We start from the raw sequence: 15,109 nt of genomic DNA, 5'->3' as shown, positions 1-15,109 counted from the left end.
TTTGGGTGATTGCGGATGGTGTGAACTCCAAGTTTGATTTCCAATAGGGGCTGTTTTCTGGGAGTTCTGCCGTGCTGTTTGCCTGCCCCGCCACCGACGATTTCTTCCGTTCGCGCATCGATCACATGATCGACCTGCGCCATCCGCTGGCCGTGCTGTCCTCGCGCATGCCCTGGCAAGAGATCGAAGCGCGGGTGGCCCAGGTCTTCTCCCGCAAAGGTCGCGCCGGCGTGGCCATGCCAGACCTGGACCTCTTCGGTGAACAGGTGCAACGCGCGCCAGCGACCAACAACGCTGGCCGACCCCGCGTTCCGCTGCGCATCATGATCGCGCTGCTGTACCTCAAGCACGCCTTCAACGAGTCCGACGAGGGCGTCGTCGAGCGCTGGGGCGAGACACCGACCTGGCAGTTCTTCTCGGGGCAGGCGTACTTCGAACACCACCGCCCCTGCGACGCCACCACGCTGATCAAGTTTCGCCAGTTGCTGGGCGAAGAAGGCGTGGAGGAGCTGCTGGCGCAGACCATCAACGTGGCCGTGGACCTCAAGCTGATCAAACCCCAAGAGCTCACGCGCGTGATCGTGGACAGCACGGTGCAACACAAGGCGATTGCCCACCCCACCGACAGCCGCTTGCTGGAGACGGCACGCACCAAGCTGGTGGAGGCGGCCAAGGACGCCGGCATCGAGCTCAAGCAGACCTTTGCCAAGGAGGGCCAGCACCTCAGCCACAAGGCCGGGCGTTATGCCCACGCCCGCCAGTTCAAACGCATGCGCCGCGCTATCAAGCGTCAGCGCACCATCGTCGGCCGACTGCAGCGCGAGATCGATCGCAAGGCCAGCGCCATCGGGGCGGCGGTGCGCCAGGCGCTGGGCGAGACCTTGAACAAAGCCCATCGCATCGTGACCCAGAGCGGCCAGCGCAAGGCTGCCGATGGACAACCCAAGCTCTACGCCTGGCATGCGCCCGAGGTGGATTGCATCAGCAAGGGCAAGGCCAAACAGCCCTACGAGTTCGGCGTCAAGGTGGGCATTGCCAGCACACTGCGGGGCAACCTGATCGTGGGGGCCAAAGCCTTCCACGGCAACCCGTACGACGGACACACCCTGAACGAACAACTGGAGCAGGCCGCGATCCTGATGCAGGACAGCAGCTCAAAGCCAGCGACGGCGTTCGTCGATCTGGGCTACCGGGGTGTGGATGCGGACAACCCGGATGTGCACATCGTGCACCGGGGCAAGGCCAAGAGGATCAGCGAGCAGGAGCGACGCCAGCTCAGGCGGCGCCAGGCGATCGAGCCGATCATCGGCCACCTCAAGGCCGATCACCGCATGGGCCGCTGCCACCTCAAAGGTGAGCGGGGTGACCGGCTGCATGCGGTGCTGTGCGCTGCCGGTTTCAACATCAAATGGCTGCTGCGCATGATCGTCAAGAAGGGCGTTTCCTTCTTGCGGTCTGTTTTTTTGTGCCCGCAACAAGCCAGCGTCCTGGACCGGTCTTGGGTGGCGGCTGTCATGGCGCTGGTCATTCGGGCAGAAAACACCTGGTTATCGGCCCGCCACTCCTCAAGCCTCCATCGTCGTGCGGGTGCTCACGCGTCAGTTTCTGATTGAATTGAATAAATCAGGGGTGACTAAAATAGGGTCAGATTCCAAATCCTGCAAAACCTCGCTGACCGTATCGCGTTATGGCCCGTCTTCCCCGCCTCACTGTTCCCGGCTACCCGCACCACGTCATACAGCGTGGCAACAACCGGCAGCCGATTTTTTTGGATCCGAAGGATCGGGATCGTATTTTGGCCTTGCTGGCCGAAAACGCGACCAAGTTCAGGGTGGCTGTTCACGCCTATGTGCTGATGGGCAACCATTTCCACCTGCTCGTCACACCCGAAACGGTGGACGGTCTTCCCCGAATGATGCAGGCGGTTGGGCGCAGCTATGTGCGTTATTTCAACGATCGATACGGGCGTACTGGAACGCTCTGGGAAGGGCGCTACCGCTCCACGCTGATCGAAACTGATCGCTACCTGCTGGCCTGCATGGTCTACCTGGACCTGAACCCTGTGCGTGCCGGGATGGTGGGGCAGGCGGGGGACTTCCCCTGGTCCAGCCACGGGCACTACATCGGCCAGCGACATGACAAACTCATCACCCCGCATCCCTTGGTATGGACACTGGGCAACACCCCGTTTGCCCGAGAGGCAGCATACGCCGATCTGGTGCACGCGGGGGTGAGTGCGGAGCTGCAGGCCGCGTTGACAGACTCCGCTCTGCGGGGCTGGGCCTTGGGCGGAACGGATTTTGTGGCGGAGCTCGAAAAACAAACCGATCGTCGCCCGAGCCAGATGCGGGCCGGTCGGCCGGCTTCCCGTGTCAAAAAGTCAGCTTGATTGAGTTAAGTAATTGAATTCACACCTATATCTCAAGTGATATTGATGTGTCCCCATTTTATTCATGAGTCGTTCTTATGCTTATTAAATGGAGTCTGACCCCATTTATTCAGCTTGGCATTTTTGTTGCATTGCACTAAGCTCTGCACCCGCGAATTTTGTTTTCATGCCCTCGAACCGAGAAGGAAGCGCCATGACCACGGCAGCCGAACAGCAGCATCTCCAGCAACAGGGTCTGTACGACCCGGCCAACGAGCACGACGCCTGTGGCGTGGGCTTTGTCGCTCACATCAAGGGCGAGAAGAGTCATGCCATCGTGCAGCAGGGTCTGAAGATTCTTGAAAATCTGGACCACCGCGGTGCTGTGGGCGCCGACAAACTGATGGGTGACGGCGCCGGCATCCTGATCCAGCTGCCCGATGCGCTCTACCGCGAAGAGATGGCGGCGCAGGGCATCACGCTGCCGCCGCCCGGCGAGTACGGCGTTGGCATGATCTTCATGCCCAAGGAGCACGCCTCCCGCCTGGCCTGTGAACAGGAAATGGAACGCGCCATCGCTGACGAAGGCCAGGTGTTGCTGGGCTGGCGCGATGTGCCGGTCAACAAAGACATGCCGATGTCGCCCACCGTGCGCGAAAAGGAGCCCATCCTGCGCCAGGTGTTCATCGGGCGCGGCAACGACGTGATCGTGCAGGACGCGCTGGAGCGTAAGCTCTACGTGATCCGCAAGACCGCCAGCGGCCACATCCAGTCGCTCAAGCTCAAGCACAGCAAAGAGTATTACGTGGTGAGCATGAGCAGCCGCACCGTGATCTACAAGGGCCTGCTGCTGGCCGACCAGGTGGGCACGTATTACAAGGACCTGCAGGACATCCGCTGCGTTTCGGCCCTGGGTCTGGTGCACCAGCGCTTCTCCACCAACACCTTCCCGGAGTGGCCACTGGCCCACCCGTACCGCTACGTCGCGCACAACGGCGAGATCAACACCGTCAAGGGCAACTACAACTGGATGAAGGCCCGCGAAGGCGTGATGTCTTCACCGGTGCTGGGCGCCGACCTGCAGAAGCTCTACCCGATCAGCTTCGCCGGTCAGTCCGACACAGCCACTTTTGACAACTGCCTCGAACTGCTGACCATGGCGGGTTACCCGCTGGCGCAGGCCGTGATGATGATGATTCCCGAACCGTGGGAACAGCACACCACCATGGACGAGCGCCGCAAGGCCTTCTACGAGTACCACGCAGCCATGATGGAACCCTGGGACGGCCCGGCCTCCATCGTGTTCACCGACGGCCGCCAGATCGGTGCCACGCTGGACCGCAACGGCCTGCGCCCCTCGCGCTACTGCATCACCGACGACGACATGGTGATCATGGGTTCCGAGTCGGGCGTGCTGCCGGTGCCGGAAAACAAGATCGTGCGCAAGTGGCGCCTGCAGCCCGGCAAGATGTTCCTGATCGACCTCGAACAGGGGCGCATGATCGACGACGAGGAACTCAAGGCCAACCTCGCCAACACCAAACCCTACAAGCAGTGGATCGAGAACCTGCGCATCCGCCTGGATGACGTGGAGACGCCGGTCGCGGGTGAAGCCGCGCAGGAGCTGCCCATCGGCCAGACCGAACCGCAGTCCACCGGCGCCGAGAGCGTCACGCCCGAGTTGCTGGACCGCCAGCAGGCCTTTGGCTATACGCAGGAAGACATCAAGTTCCTGCTCAGCCCCATGGCTGCCAACGGCGAAGAGGGTATTGGTTCCATGGGCAATGACAGCCCGCTGGCCGTGTTGTCCGACAAGGACAAACCGCTCTACAACTATTTCAAGCAGTTGTTCGCGCAGGTCACGAACCCGCCGATCGACCCGATCCGCGAAGCGATCGTGATGTCGCTGGTGTCCTTCATCGGCCCCAAGCCCAACCTGCTGGACATCAACCACGTCAACCCGCCGATGCGCCTGGAAGTGAGCCAGCCGGTGCTGGACGTGGCCGACATGGCCAAGCTGCGCGACATCGAGGGCAAGACCCAGGGCAAGTTCCGCAGCCACACGCTGGACATCACCTACCCGGTGTTCTGGGGCCGTGAAGGCGTGGAAGCCAAGCTGGCGTCGCTGTGCGCCGAAGCGGTGGATGCGATCAAGAGCGGTCAGAACATCCTGATCATCAGCGACCGCGGCGTGAGCGCCACGCAGGTGGCGATTCCCGCACTGCTGGCGCTGTCCGCCATCCACCAGCACCTGGTGCGTGAGGGCTTGCGCACGTCGGTGGGCCTGGTGGTCGAGACCGGCACCGCGCGCGAAGTGCACCATTTCGCCGTTCTGGCCGGCTACGGTGCCGAGGCCGTGCACCCCTTTCTCGCGATGGAAACCCTGGCCGCGATCTGCAAGGACCTGCCGGGCGACCTGAGCGCTGAAAAGGCGATCACCAACTACGTCAAGGCCATCGGCAAAGGCCTGTCCAAGATCATGTCCAAGATGGGCGTGAGCACCTACATGTCGTACTGCGGCGCCCAGCTGTTCGAAGCCATCGGCCTCAACAGCGAAACGGTGGACAAGTATTTCTCCGGCACGTCCAGCCGCGTCGGCGGCATCGGCGTGTTCGAGATCGCCGAAGAAGCCATCCGCATGCACAAGGCGGCCTTCAGCGACAACCCGGTGCTCGCCACCATGCTGGACACCGGCGGTGAATACGCCTGGCGTGCCCGCGGCGAGGAGCACATGTGGACGCCCGACGCCATCGCCAAGCTGCAGCACAGCACGCGCGCCAACAACTGGAACACGTACAAGGAGTACGCCCAGATCATCAACGACCAGAGCAAGCGCCACATGACGCTGCGCGGCCTGTTCGAGTTCAAGATCGATCCGTCCAAAGCCATCTCCATCGACGAGGTCGAGCCGGCGAAAGAGATCGTCAAGCGCTTCGCCACCGGCGCCATGTCGCTGGGCTCCATCTCCACCGAGGCGCACGCCACGCTGGCTGTGGCCATGAACCGCATCGGCGGCAAGAGCAACACCGGCGAAGGCGGTGAAGACGCACTGCGCTACCGCAACGAACTCAAGGGCATCCCGATCAAGCAGGGCCAGACCATGTCCGACCTGCTGGGCAAGGACACCTTCGAGGTCGACTACGTGCTGCAAGACGGCGACTCGATGCGCTCACGCATCAAGCAAGTGGCTTCGGGCCGCTTTGGTGTCACCGCTGAATACCTGAACAGCGCCGACCAGATCCAGATCAAGATGGCCCAGGGTGCCAAGCCCGGCGAAGGTGGCCAGCTGCCCGGTGGCAAGGTGTCGGACTACATCGGCAAGCTGCGCCACAGTGTGCCCGGTGTGGGCCTGATTTCGCCTCCGCCGCACCACGACATCTACTCGATCGAAGACCTGGCCCAGCTGATCCACGACCTGAAGAACGTGGCGCCGCACAGCTCCATCAGCGTGAAGCTGGTGTCCGAGATTGGCGTTGGCACCATCGCCGCTGGCGTCGCCAAGTGCAAGGCCGACCACGTGGTGATCGCCGGTCACGACGGTGGCACGGGTGCATCGCCCTGGTCGTCGATCAAGCACGCGGGTTCGCCATGGGAAATTGGTCTCGCCGAAACCCAGCAGACCCTGGTGCTCAACCGCCTGCGCAGCCGCATCCGCGTGCAGGCCGATGGCCAGATGAAGACCGGCCGCGACGTGGTCATCGGTGGCCTGCTGGGTGCCGATGAATTCGGTTTTGCCACGGCGCCGCTGGTGGTCGAGGGCTGCATCATGATGCGCAAGTGCCACCTCAACACCTGCCCGGTGGGTGTGGCCACGCAGGACCCGGTGCTGCGCAAGAAATTCACCGGCAAGCCCGAGCACGTCGTCAACTACTTCTTCTTCATCGCCGAAGAAGCGCGCCAGATCATGGCGCAGCTGGGCATCCGCAAGTTCGATGACCTGATCGGCCGTGCCGACCTGCTGGACACCAAACAAGGCATCGAGCACTGGAAAGCCAAAGGCCTGGATTTCAGCCGCCTGCTGGCCATGCCGGCGGTGCCCGCCGACGTGCCGCGCCTGCACACGCAGAACCAGGAACACGGTCTGGAGAAGTCGCTCGACAACATCCTGATCGCCAAGAGCCGCCCCGCCATCGACAAGGGCGAGAAGGTGCGCTTCATGGAAGCGGCGCGCAACGTCAACCGCTCGGTGGGTGCGATGCTCTCCGGCGCCGTGACCCAGGTGCACGCCGAAGGCTTGCCCGACGACACGATCCACATCCAGCTCGAAGGCACCGGCGGCCAGTCGTTCGGCGCCTTCCTGTGCAACGGCATCACGCTGTACCTGATCGGCGAGGCCAACGACTACACCGGCAAGGGCCTCTCCGGCGGCCGCGTGGTGGTGCGCCCGAGCCTGGACTTCCGCGGCGTGGCGACGCAGAACATCATCGTGGGCAACACCGTGATGTACGGCGCCACCAGTGGCGAAGCCTTCTTTGCCGGCGTGGCCGGCGAACGCTTCGCGGTGCGCCTCTCGGGCGCCACCGCGGTGGTGGAGGGCACGGGTGACCACGGTTGTGAATACATGACCGGCGGCACCGTGGCCGTGCTGGGCAAGACCGGGCGCAACTTTGCCGCCGGCATGAGCGGTGGTCTCGCCTACGTGTACGACGAAGACGGTCAGTTCGCCAAGCGCTGCAACACCGCCATGGTCAGCATGGAAAAGGTGCTGAGCACGGCCGAGCAGGAAGCCACGACGGACAAGGCCATCTGGCACCGTGGTCTGAGCGACGAAGCGCAGCTGAAAAAGCTGCTCGAAGACCACAACCGCTGGACCGGCAGCAAGCGCGCGCGCGAACTGCTGGACACCTGGGCCGAGTCACGTGGCAAGTTCGTGAAGGTGTTTCCGAACGAATACAAGCGCGCTCTGGGCGAGATCAACGCCCGCAAGACAGCCGCGATCACCACCACCAAAGCCCAGGTCACGGCGAAGCAGGCCACGGCCGCCGCCAAGTAAGCCCGGAACGCACGCACACGAAGGACACACATCATGGGAAAAGTCACCGGCTTCATGGAATACGAGCGTCTGGAAGAGGGCTACAAGCCCGTGCCCGAGCGCCTGAAGCACTACAAGGAATTCGTCGTCGGTCTCGATGACAGCCAGGCCAAGCTGCAGGCCGCGCGCTGCATGGACTGTGGCACGCCGTTCTGCAACAGCGGCTGCCCGGTCAACAACATCATTCCGGACTTCAACGATCTGGTCTATCAGGCCGACTGGAAGAACGCGATCACCGTGCTGCACAGCACCAACAACTTCCCCGAGTTCACCGGCCGCATCTGCCCCGCGCCTTGCGAGGCCGCCTGCACGCTCAATGTGAATGGCGAGGCGGTGGGCATCAAGTCCATCGAACACGCCATCATCGACAAGGCCTGGTCCGAAGGCTGGGTGCAACCGCAGCCGGCCAGGATCAAGACCGGCAAGAAGGTCGCCGTGGTCGGCTCCGGCCCGGCCGGCATGGCCGCGGCCCAGCAGCTGGCGCGTGCGGGTCACGACGTGACCCTGTTCGAGAAGAACGACCGCATCGGTGGCCTGCTGCGTTACGGCATCCCCGACTTCAAGATGGAGAAGTCGCACATTGACCGCCGCGTCGAGCAGATGAAGGCCGAAGGCGTGGTGTTCCGCACCGGTGTCATGGTCGGCGAGCTGCCCAAGGACAGCAAGGTCACCAACTGGGCCAAAGAAACCATCACGCCCGAACAGCTGCAGAAAGATTTTGACGCCGTGCTGCTGACCGGTGGCTCCGAGCAAAGCCGCGACCTGCCAGTCCCGGGCCGCGACCTGGACGGCATCCATTTCGCCATGGAGTTCCTGCCGCAGCAGAACAAGGTCAACGCGGGCGACAAGCTCAAGGGCCAGTTGCGCGCCGACGGCAAGCACGTCATCGTGATCGGCGGTGGCGACACCGGCAGCGATTGCGTGGGCACCAGCAACCGCCACGGCGCGGTCAGCGTGACCCAGTTCGAGGTGATGCCCCAGCCGCCCGAAGTGGAAAACAAACCCCTGGTGTGGCCCTACTGGCCGCTCAAGCTGCGCACCAGCTCCAGCCACGAAGAAGGCTGCACCCGCGAGTTCGCCATCTCCACCAAGGCCTTCAAGGGCGAGAAGGGCAAAGTCACCGGCCTGACCACCGTGCACGTCGAAATGAAAGACGGCAAGCTGGTCGAAATCCCTGGCACCGAAAAGGACTACAAGGCCGACATGGTGCTGCTGGCGATGGGCTTCGTGAACCCGGTCGCCAGCATCCTGGATGGCTTCGGGGTCGAGAAGGACGTCCGCGGCAACGCCAAGGCCAGCACCGATTTCACCGGTGGTTACGCCACCAACGTGGCCAAGGTGTTTGCGGCCGGCGACATGCGCCGTGGCCAGAGCCTGGTGGTGTGGGCGATCCGTGAGGGCCGCCAGGCGGCGCGCTCGGTGGATGAGTTCCTGATGGGGTTCTCCGACCTGCCACGTTGATCCCCAGGGTTTCCTCGCTATGAAAAAGGGAGAGATCGACCCGCGTGCGACAATGCGTAGTCATTTTTCCTGGCCCCATGAGCGACTCCACCTTCATTGATATAGATCATGTGACGTTTGGCTACGACAGCCGCCGAACCATCCTGAACGACATCTCGCTGCGATTTGCGCGCGGAAAAGTCACGGCGGTGCTCGGTGGTTCCGGCTGCGGCAAGACGACCTTGTTGCGCCTGATTGGCGGCGTGCATGCCCCGAACAGCGGGCGCGTGGTGTTTGATGGCGAAGTCGTGAACACGGGTGACAAGCGCCAACTGTTCCGTCTGCGCCGCCGACTGGGCATGTTGTTTCAGTTCGGCGCCTTGTTCACCGACCTCTCGGTGTTCGACAACGTGGCTTTTCCGTTGCGTGAGATGACCGATCTGCCGGAGTCGCTGATCCGCGACATCGTGCTGATGAAGCTGAACGCGGTGGGTCTGCGGGGTGCGGCGGGGCTGCGCATCAGCGAGGTGTCGGGCGGCATGGCGCGACGCATCGCCCTGGCGCGGGCCATTGCGCTGGACCCCGAGCTCATCATGTACGACGAGCCCTTCGCCGGGCTGGACCTGGTGTCCATGGGTGTCGCGGCCAAACTGATCCGCACCTTGACCGACGTGACCGGGGCTACCACCCTGCTGATTTCGCACGATGTGCCCCAGTGCATGGCAATCAGCGACTGGGTGGTGCTCATGGCCACGGGCGGACGCATCGTGGCCCAGGGCACGCCGGCCGAGCTGATGGCCAGCACCGAGCCAGAGGTGCGGCAGTTTGTGCGTGGCGAGCCCGATGGCCCGGTCAAGTTCCACTATCCGGCGCCGCCGGTGGCGGTGGACTTCGGTCTGGAGGCTTCACGATGATGAACCCGCTTCAGCAGCTGGGTCGCCGCGCCCTGGATGTTTTCATGGCCTGGGGTCATGGCGCCTTGTTTTTCATTGAACTGATCAAGGCCGTGCCCGCTGGACTGGTCCGTTTTGGCCTGGTCGTGACGCAGATCCACGCGATTGGCAACCGCTCACTGGTCATCATCCTGGCCTCGGGCCTGGCGGTGGGCTTCGTGCTGGCACTGCAGCTCTACAACACGCTCACCAATTTTGGCGCCGCCGAGTCCCTGGGGCTGGTGGTCAACCTGTCGCTGGTGCGCGAACTCGGGCCCGTGGTCACAGCGCTGCTGTTCGCCGGCCGCGCAGGCACCTCGCTCACCGCCGAGATCGGCCTCATGAAGGCGGGCGAGCAGATCGCTGCCATGGAGTTGATGGCGATCGATCCGCGCAAGCGGGTGCTGGCACCACGCTTCATCGCCGGTGTCATCGCAATGCCCTTGCTGGCGGCATTGTTTTCGGCCATTGGCATTCTGGGTGCCTGGGTGGTCGCCGTGGGTTTGATCGGCATCGATGCTGGCAACTTCTGGTCGATCCAGCAAAACGGAGTGGATGTGTGGCGCGATGTCGGCAACGGTGTGGTCAAGAGCGCCGTGTTTGGCGTCATCTGCACGGCCGTGGCCTTGTACCAGGGCTATGAGACCGAAGCCACGCCCGAGGGCGTGGCCTATGCCACGACGCGTACCGTGGTGACGGCCTCGCTGGGTGTGCTGGCGATGGACTTCATCCTCACCGCCCTGATGTTTTCGACCCCCTGATTCTTGAGCAGCTGACGTATGAACAAAAGAAGCACTGAAATCCTGGTTGGCCTGTTTGTCGTGCTCGGCGCGCTGGGTCTGCTGTTCCTGGCCTTGAAGGCCGCCAACCTGGGCAGCTTCTCCAACGGAGGTGAGACCTACGTGGTGCAGGCGCGGTTTGACAATATCGGGGGGCTGAAAGCGCGCGCGCCGGTGCGCTCCGCCGGGGTGAATGTCGGTCGGGTCACCAGCGTCGTGCTGGACACACAGACCTACCAGGGTGTGGCCACCATGGAGATCAACCAGAGCGTGTTGTTCCCCAAGGACTCGTCGGCCAAAATCCTCACCTCCGGACTGCTCGGAGACCAGTACATCGGCATCGAGCCTGGTGGCGATACCAACAACCTCGCGGGTGGTGACGTGATCACACAGACCCAATCCGCTGTGGTGCTCGAAAATCTGATCGGACAGTTTCTGTTCGACAAGGCTGCCGGCGGTGGCGAGAGCAAGGCTCCGTGAGTGTTGATCCGTTCAGGTGCATCATCTGAAGCAGGGAGCAAAACATGAAGAACAGAAATCTTGGGCCTTTTTCGGGTGCACTGTATCGCTGGGCGTCTGCTGCATTGGTGTGTCTGGCGTTGACCGGTTGTGCCACGGGGCCGAATGCGAATCCACGTGATCCCTGGGAGCCGTTCAACCGCCAGGTGACCGAGTTCAACGACGCGGTGGATGGCGCGTTGCTCAAGCCGGTTGCTACGGTTTACCGCGACATCACACCCGACCCGGTGCGGACCGGCGTGAACAACTTCTTTGAGAACCTGCGCGACGGCTGGTCGTTCATCAACGCGTCGCTGCAGTTGCGACCACGCGAAGCCGCCGAGAATTTCATGCGCTTCAATGTCAACACCTTCTTCGGTCTCGCCGGGGTGCTGGATATCGCGTCCGAGATGGGCATTGAGCGCACGCGGCTTGATTTCGGGCAGACGCTGGGTCGCTGGGGCATCCCTTCGGGTCCTTACCTGGTGCTGCCCATCTTCGGACCCTCGTCGGTGCGGGATGCGGCGGGCTTCAGCATCGAGGCACGCGGGGACCTCGTGCAGAGGCTTTCGAATGTGTCATTGCGCAACTCGCTGTACGCGCTGCGGGCCGTGGAAACGCGTGCCAACCTGTTGCGGGCCACCACCATGCTCGACGGGGCTGCACTGGACAAGTACAGTTTCACCCGCGATGTGTACCTGCAGCGCCGTGAAAGCCAGATCGAAGACCTGAAAGACAAGGGCATCGGTTTGCAGAACAACGACTGACTACACACCGATACCAAACACTTACAGGCCGGACACACAAACGGGGAACCGCTGTTCTAAAGTCTCCTCTCACGTGGGATGACGGTTCTCCAGTCCGGTGGACCACCGCTACATAGAAGGAATTTCAGATGATGCAACGTCGCCAATGGATATCCCGTTTGCTCGCAACCGGTGCCCTGCTGGTCAGCTCGCTGGCTGTCACACAGGCTTTTGCCGACGGTGAAGCACCCGATGTGCTGGTCAAGCGCATTTCTGGCGAGGTCATGGATGCCGTGAAGGCCGATGATGCGATCCAGAAGGGGGATGTCGGTCGCATCGTGACCTTGGTGGACACCAAGATCATGCCGAACGTCAACTTTTCCCGCATGACCTCGTCGGCTGTCGGGCGCTACTGGCGCCAGGCCACGCCTGAGCAGCAGAAGCAGCTGCAGGACGAGTTCAAGATATTGTTGGTGCGCACCTATGCCGGGGCCCTGGGTGAAGTCAAGGACCAGACCCTGAGCTTTCGCCCCCTGCGTTCACGACCCGAAGATACCGAGGTGGTCGTGCGTTCCGAAGTGCGTGGACGAGGCGAACCCATCCAGCTGGACTACCGGCTGGAAAAGACGCCACAAGGCTGGAAGATTTACGATCTGAACGTGTTGGGTGTCTGGCTGGTGGAGACGTACCGCTCCCAGTTCGCGCAAGAAATCAGCAGCAAGGGCATTGATGGCCTGATCGCCACGCTGTCCCAGCGCAACAAGGCCAGCGCGCCCAAAGCGGGTTGAACACATGAGCGACGACAGCATGGTGTTGGCTGATGCGGCCCGGTTGCCGCAGAGGCTGACGCTCAATGAGGCGGTGCAGACGCTGGAGCAGCTCGACACCGCGCTGGCCCGGCAAACGCCAACGACTTTGCAGATCGATGCGAGCGGTCTGGAGGTGTGTGACTCATCGGCTGTTGCCGTTTTGCTGGAACTCCGCCGGCGGCTGATGGCGCAAGGCAAGACCCTGCAGGTGCACCACATCCCTCAACGTTTGCGCGATCTCGTGGGGCTGTACGGCATGAGCGAGTTGTTGCCCGGCTGAGGGTTGCGGGCGAACCGTTTTCGGCAAGCCCGATGGCATGAACGGGCTTGGCTGTTGGCCCTGTGTCCGATGCGCTGCTGCGCGCAGGCTTAAAATACCCGGTTGTCCCACCATGATCAGATGTCCTGGTCAGGGCCGGTGATCTCGTGGTCCCGCACCCTCCATGCCCGCAGTTTCCTTTCAGAACGTCTCCAAGATCTATCCTTCCTCCCGCGGTGACCTGCATGCGCTCAAGGCGGTGTCCTTCGACATCCAGCCCGGTGAGTTTTTCGGGCTGCTGGGTCCCAACGGAGCGGGCAAGACCACCCTCATCAGCATCCTGGCCGGGCTGGCTCGCGCCACCGGTGGGCGCGTGCTGGTGAAAGGACACGATGTTCAAACCGACTACCAGGCTGCGCGCCGTGCGCTCGGTGTGGTGCCGCAGGAACTGGTGTTTGATCCCTTTTTCAACGTGCGTGAAGCGCTGCGTTTCCAGTCTGGTTATTTCGGCATCCGCCACAACGACGCCTGGATCGACGAGTTGCTCGCGGGCCTGGGCCTGACCGACAAGGCTGGCGCCAACATGCGCCAGCTTTCGGGCGGCATGAAACGCCGGGTGCTGGTGGCGCAGGCGCTGGTGCACAAGCCGCCGGTGATCGTGCTCGACGAACCCACCGCGGGTGTGGATGTGGAGTTGCGCCAGACACTGTGGCAGTTCATTTCCCAGCTCAACAAGCAGGGCAGCACGGTGCTGCTGACCACCCACTACCTGGAAGAAGCCGAGGCGCTGTGCAACCGTATCGCCATGCTCAACCGCGGCGAGGTGGTGGCGCTGGACCGAACTTCCGAGTTGCTCAAGCGTGCGGCGTCGAACGTTCTGCGTTTCAAGACCGATGACGCGCTGCCCGACGATCTCGCGGTGATGGCCAGGGTGACCGGGCGCGTGGTGCAACTGCCGGCCAACGACGCGATCGCGGTCGAGCGCATTCTGGCCAGCGTGCGTGAAGCCGGTGCGCGCGTTGAAGACATCGAGATCCGCAAGGCCGATCTGGAGGATGTGTTCCTGGAGGTGATCGAAGGCAGCAATTCGGCGCACCGTGCTCAGGAGGGGGTTCTGCCGCCGGGCCTCCCCAAGGTGGGACGTACCTCCCTGGGGGGCCGAGAGGACACGTCAGTGCCGAATGTGGGGGCACCGTCACCATGACCGGCTGGCAAATGCTGTTCTACAAAGAGATCCTGCGCTTCTGGAAGGTGGGCTTCCAGACCGTGGCTGCGCCGGTGATCACCGCCATCCTGTACATGATGATCTTCGGCCACGTGCTGGAAGACCGGGTACAGGTGTACGGTTCTGTGAATTACACCGCGTTCCTGCTGCCGGGTCTGGTGATGATGAGCGTCTTGCAGAACGCATTCGCGAACAGCAGCAGCTCGCTGGTCCAGAGCAAGATCATGGGCAATCTGGTGTTTTTGCAGCTCACGCCGCTGTCGCACCGCGCGTGGTTCGTGGCCTATGTGGGTTCGTCCGTGGCGCGTGGCCTGGCCGTCGGGGTCGGTGTGATGCTGGCGACCTGGTGGTTTGCCCGACCCACCTTCGAGGCCCCGCTATGGATTCTCGTGTTCGCGCTCCTGGGAGCTGGCCTGTTGGGTGCCCTGGGACTGATCGCCGGCCTGTGGGCGGAGAAGTTCGACCAGATGGCCGCCTTCCAGAACTTCATCATCATGCCCATGACCTTCCTCTCGGGCGTGTTCTACTCCATCCATTCACTGCCAGACTTCTGGCAAACCGTGAGCCACCTCAACCCGTTTTTCTACATGATCGACGGCTTCCGCTATGGGTTCTTTGGCGTCAGCGACGTCTCACCCTGGGTGAGCCTGGGTCTGGTCGGGGGTGCGTTCGTTCTGGTCAGTGCCGTGGCGCTGCACCTGCTGCGCATCGGCTACAAAATCCGCCACTGATTTCATCGAATGCCATGACCGCTGACCAATTGCAACAACTGATCGCCGCCGGCCTGCCCTGCGAGCACCTTGAAGTCACCGGCGATGGCCGCCACTGGGCGGCCGTGATCGTGTCGCCCGAGTTCGAAGGCATGCGCGCGATTGCCCGCCACAAGCGGGTGTACGCCACGCTGGGCGAGCGCATCCAGAGCGACGAGGTGCATGCCCTGTCGATGAAGACCTTCACTCCCGCCGAGTGGGCCAAACAATGACCCCACTGCGCCGCTACGCGTCACCCCCCGGGGGGCGTC

13 protein-coding genes are annotated in these 15,109 nt (G+C 62.8%); all 13 read left to right on the top strand.

Going from position 1 to position 15,109, the window contains the following annotated elements; translation table 11 throughout:
* Positions 1–71 precede the first annotated feature (71 nt).
* The 13 genes from AC0GNO_RS09920 (at position 72) to AC0GNO_RS09860 (ending at position 15,070) form a co-directional block, all read left to right on the top strand.
* A complete protein-coding gene (locus AC0GNO_RS09920; RefSeq protein WP_003460323.1) occupies positions 72–1,613 on the top strand; it encodes an IS5 family transposase in 1,542 nt (513 codons plus the stop codon).
* A gap of 74 nt (positions 1,614–1,687) precedes the next feature.
* On the top strand, positions 1,688–2,389 hold the full coding sequence (locus tag AC0GNO_RS09915) for a transposase (protein ID WP_472887107.1): 702 nt from the start codon (positions 1,688–1,690) through the stop codon (positions 2,387–2,389).
* Between the two features lie 193 nt (positions 2,390–2,582).
* Positions 2,583–7,361, top strand: a complete 4,779-nt coding sequence (locus AC0GNO_RS09910) for a glutamate synthase-related protein (protein WP_472903878.1) — start codon at positions 2,583–2,585, stop codon at positions 7,359–7,361.
* Positions 7,362–7,394: 33 nt separating this feature from the next.
* The gene (locus tag AC0GNO_RS09905) at positions 7,395–8,861 is read left to right on the top strand and encodes a glutamate synthase subunit beta (protein ID WP_472903877.1); all 1,467 of its coding nucleotides are present in this window, start codon (positions 7,395–7,397) and stop codon (positions 8,859–8,861) included.
* Between the two features lie 77 nt (positions 8,862–8,938).
* Positions 8,939–9,754: an ABC transporter ATP-binding protein gene (locus tag AC0GNO_RS09900; protein WP_472903876.1), complete on the top strand. Its 816-nt coding sequence runs from the start codon at positions 8,939–8,941 to the stop codon at positions 9,752–9,754.
* Entirely contained in the window at positions 9,751–10,533 is a 783-nt protein-coding gene (gene mlaE, locus AC0GNO_RS09895; protein ID WP_305360197.1) for a lipid asymmetry maintenance ABC transporter permease subunit MlaE, read from the top strand. Before AC0GNO_RS09900 ends, mlaE begins: the two co-directional genes overlap by 4 nt.
* Before the next feature lie 18 nt (positions 10,534–10,551).
* Entirely contained in the window at positions 10,552–11,031 is a 480-nt protein-coding gene (gene mlaD, locus AC0GNO_RS09890; RefSeq protein WP_472889133.1) for an outer membrane lipid asymmetry maintenance protein MlaD, read from the top strand.
* 44 nt (positions 11,032–11,075) lie between these two features.
* Positions 11,076–11,816, top strand: a complete 741-nt coding sequence (locus AC0GNO_RS09885) for an MlaA family lipoprotein (protein WP_472903875.1) — start codon at positions 11,076–11,078, stop codon at positions 11,814–11,816.
* A 131-nt stretch (positions 11,817–11,947) separates the two neighbouring features.
* Positions 11,948–12,583, top strand: a complete 636-nt coding sequence (locus AC0GNO_RS09880) for an MlaC/ttg2D family ABC transporter substrate-binding protein (RefSeq protein WP_472889229.1) — start codon at positions 11,948–11,950, stop codon at positions 12,581–12,583.
* A 4-nt stretch (positions 12,584–12,587) separates the two neighbouring features.
* A complete protein-coding gene (locus AC0GNO_RS09875) occupies positions 12,588–12,884 on the top strand; it encodes an STAS domain-containing protein (protein WP_472889135.1) in 297 nt (98 codons plus the stop codon).
* A gap of 163 nt (positions 12,885–13,047) precedes the next feature.
* Complete coding sequence (locus AC0GNO_RS09870) at positions 13,048–14,067, top strand: ABC transporter ATP-binding protein (RefSeq protein ID WP_472903874.1); 1,020 nt, start codon at positions 13,048–13,050, stop codon at positions 14,065–14,067.
* Entirely contained in the window at positions 14,064–14,819 is a 756-nt protein-coding gene (locus AC0GNO_RS09865; protein WP_472889137.1) for an ABC transporter permease, read from the top strand. Before AC0GNO_RS09870 ends, AC0GNO_RS09865 begins: the two co-directional genes overlap by 4 nt.
* A 14-nt stretch (positions 14,820–14,833) precedes the next feature.
* Complete coding sequence (locus tag AC0GNO_RS09860) at positions 14,834–15,070, top strand: BolA family protein (protein WP_472889138.1); 237 nt, start codon at positions 14,834–14,836, stop codon at positions 15,068–15,070.
* Positions 15,071–15,109 lie beyond the last annotated feature (39 nt).

This window comes from Hydrogenophaga sp. L310, assembly GCF_055703065.1.
The sequence above is the reverse complement of the archived record's forward strand: the minus strand, read 5'-3'. Positions and strand labels throughout refer to the sequence as shown.

Coding starts and splice junctions, on each gene's coding strand:
- AC0GNO_RS09915 (WP_472887107.1), top strand. CDS start 1,688: ATGGCCCGTCTTCCCCGCCTCACTGTTCCCGGCTACCCGCACCACGTC.
- AC0GNO_RS09910 (WP_472903878.1), top strand. CDS start 2,583: ATGACCACGGCAGCCGAACAGCAGCATCTCCAGCAACAGGGTCTGTAC.
- AC0GNO_RS09905 (WP_472903877.1), top strand. CDS start 7,395: ATGGGAAAAGTCACCGGCTTCATGGAATACGAGCGTCTGGAAGAGGGC.
- AC0GNO_RS09900 (WP_472903876.1), top strand. CDS start 8,939: ATGAGCGACTCCACCTTCATTGATATAGATCATGTGACGTTTGGCTAC.
- mlaE (WP_305360197.1), top strand. CDS start 9,751: ATGATGAACCCGCTTCAGCAGCTGGGTCGCCGCGCCCTGGATGTTTTC.
- mlaD (WP_472889133.1), top strand. CDS start 10,552: ATGAACAAAAGAAGCACTGAAATCCTGGTTGGCCTGTTTGTCGTGCTC.
- AC0GNO_RS09885 (WP_472903875.1), top strand. CDS start 11,076: ATGAAGAACAGAAATCTTGGGCCTTTTTCGGGTGCACTGTATCGCTGG.
- AC0GNO_RS09880 (WP_472889229.1), top strand. CDS start 11,948: ATGCAACGTCGCCAATGGATATCCCGTTTGCTCGCAACCGGTGCCCTG.
- AC0GNO_RS09875 (WP_472889135.1), top strand. CDS start 12,588: ATGAGCGACGACAGCATGGTGTTGGCTGATGCGGCCCGGTTGCCGCAG.
- AC0GNO_RS09870 (WP_472903874.1), top strand. CDS start 13,048: ATGCCCGCAGTTTCCTTTCAGAACGTCTCCAAGATCTATCCTTCCTCC.
- AC0GNO_RS09865 (WP_472889137.1), top strand. CDS start 14,064: ATGACCGGCTGGCAAATGCTGTTCTACAAAGAGATCCTGCGCTTCTGG.
- AC0GNO_RS09860 (WP_472889138.1), top strand. CDS start 14,834: ATGACCGCTGACCAATTGCAACAACTGATCGCCGCCGGCCTGCCCTGC.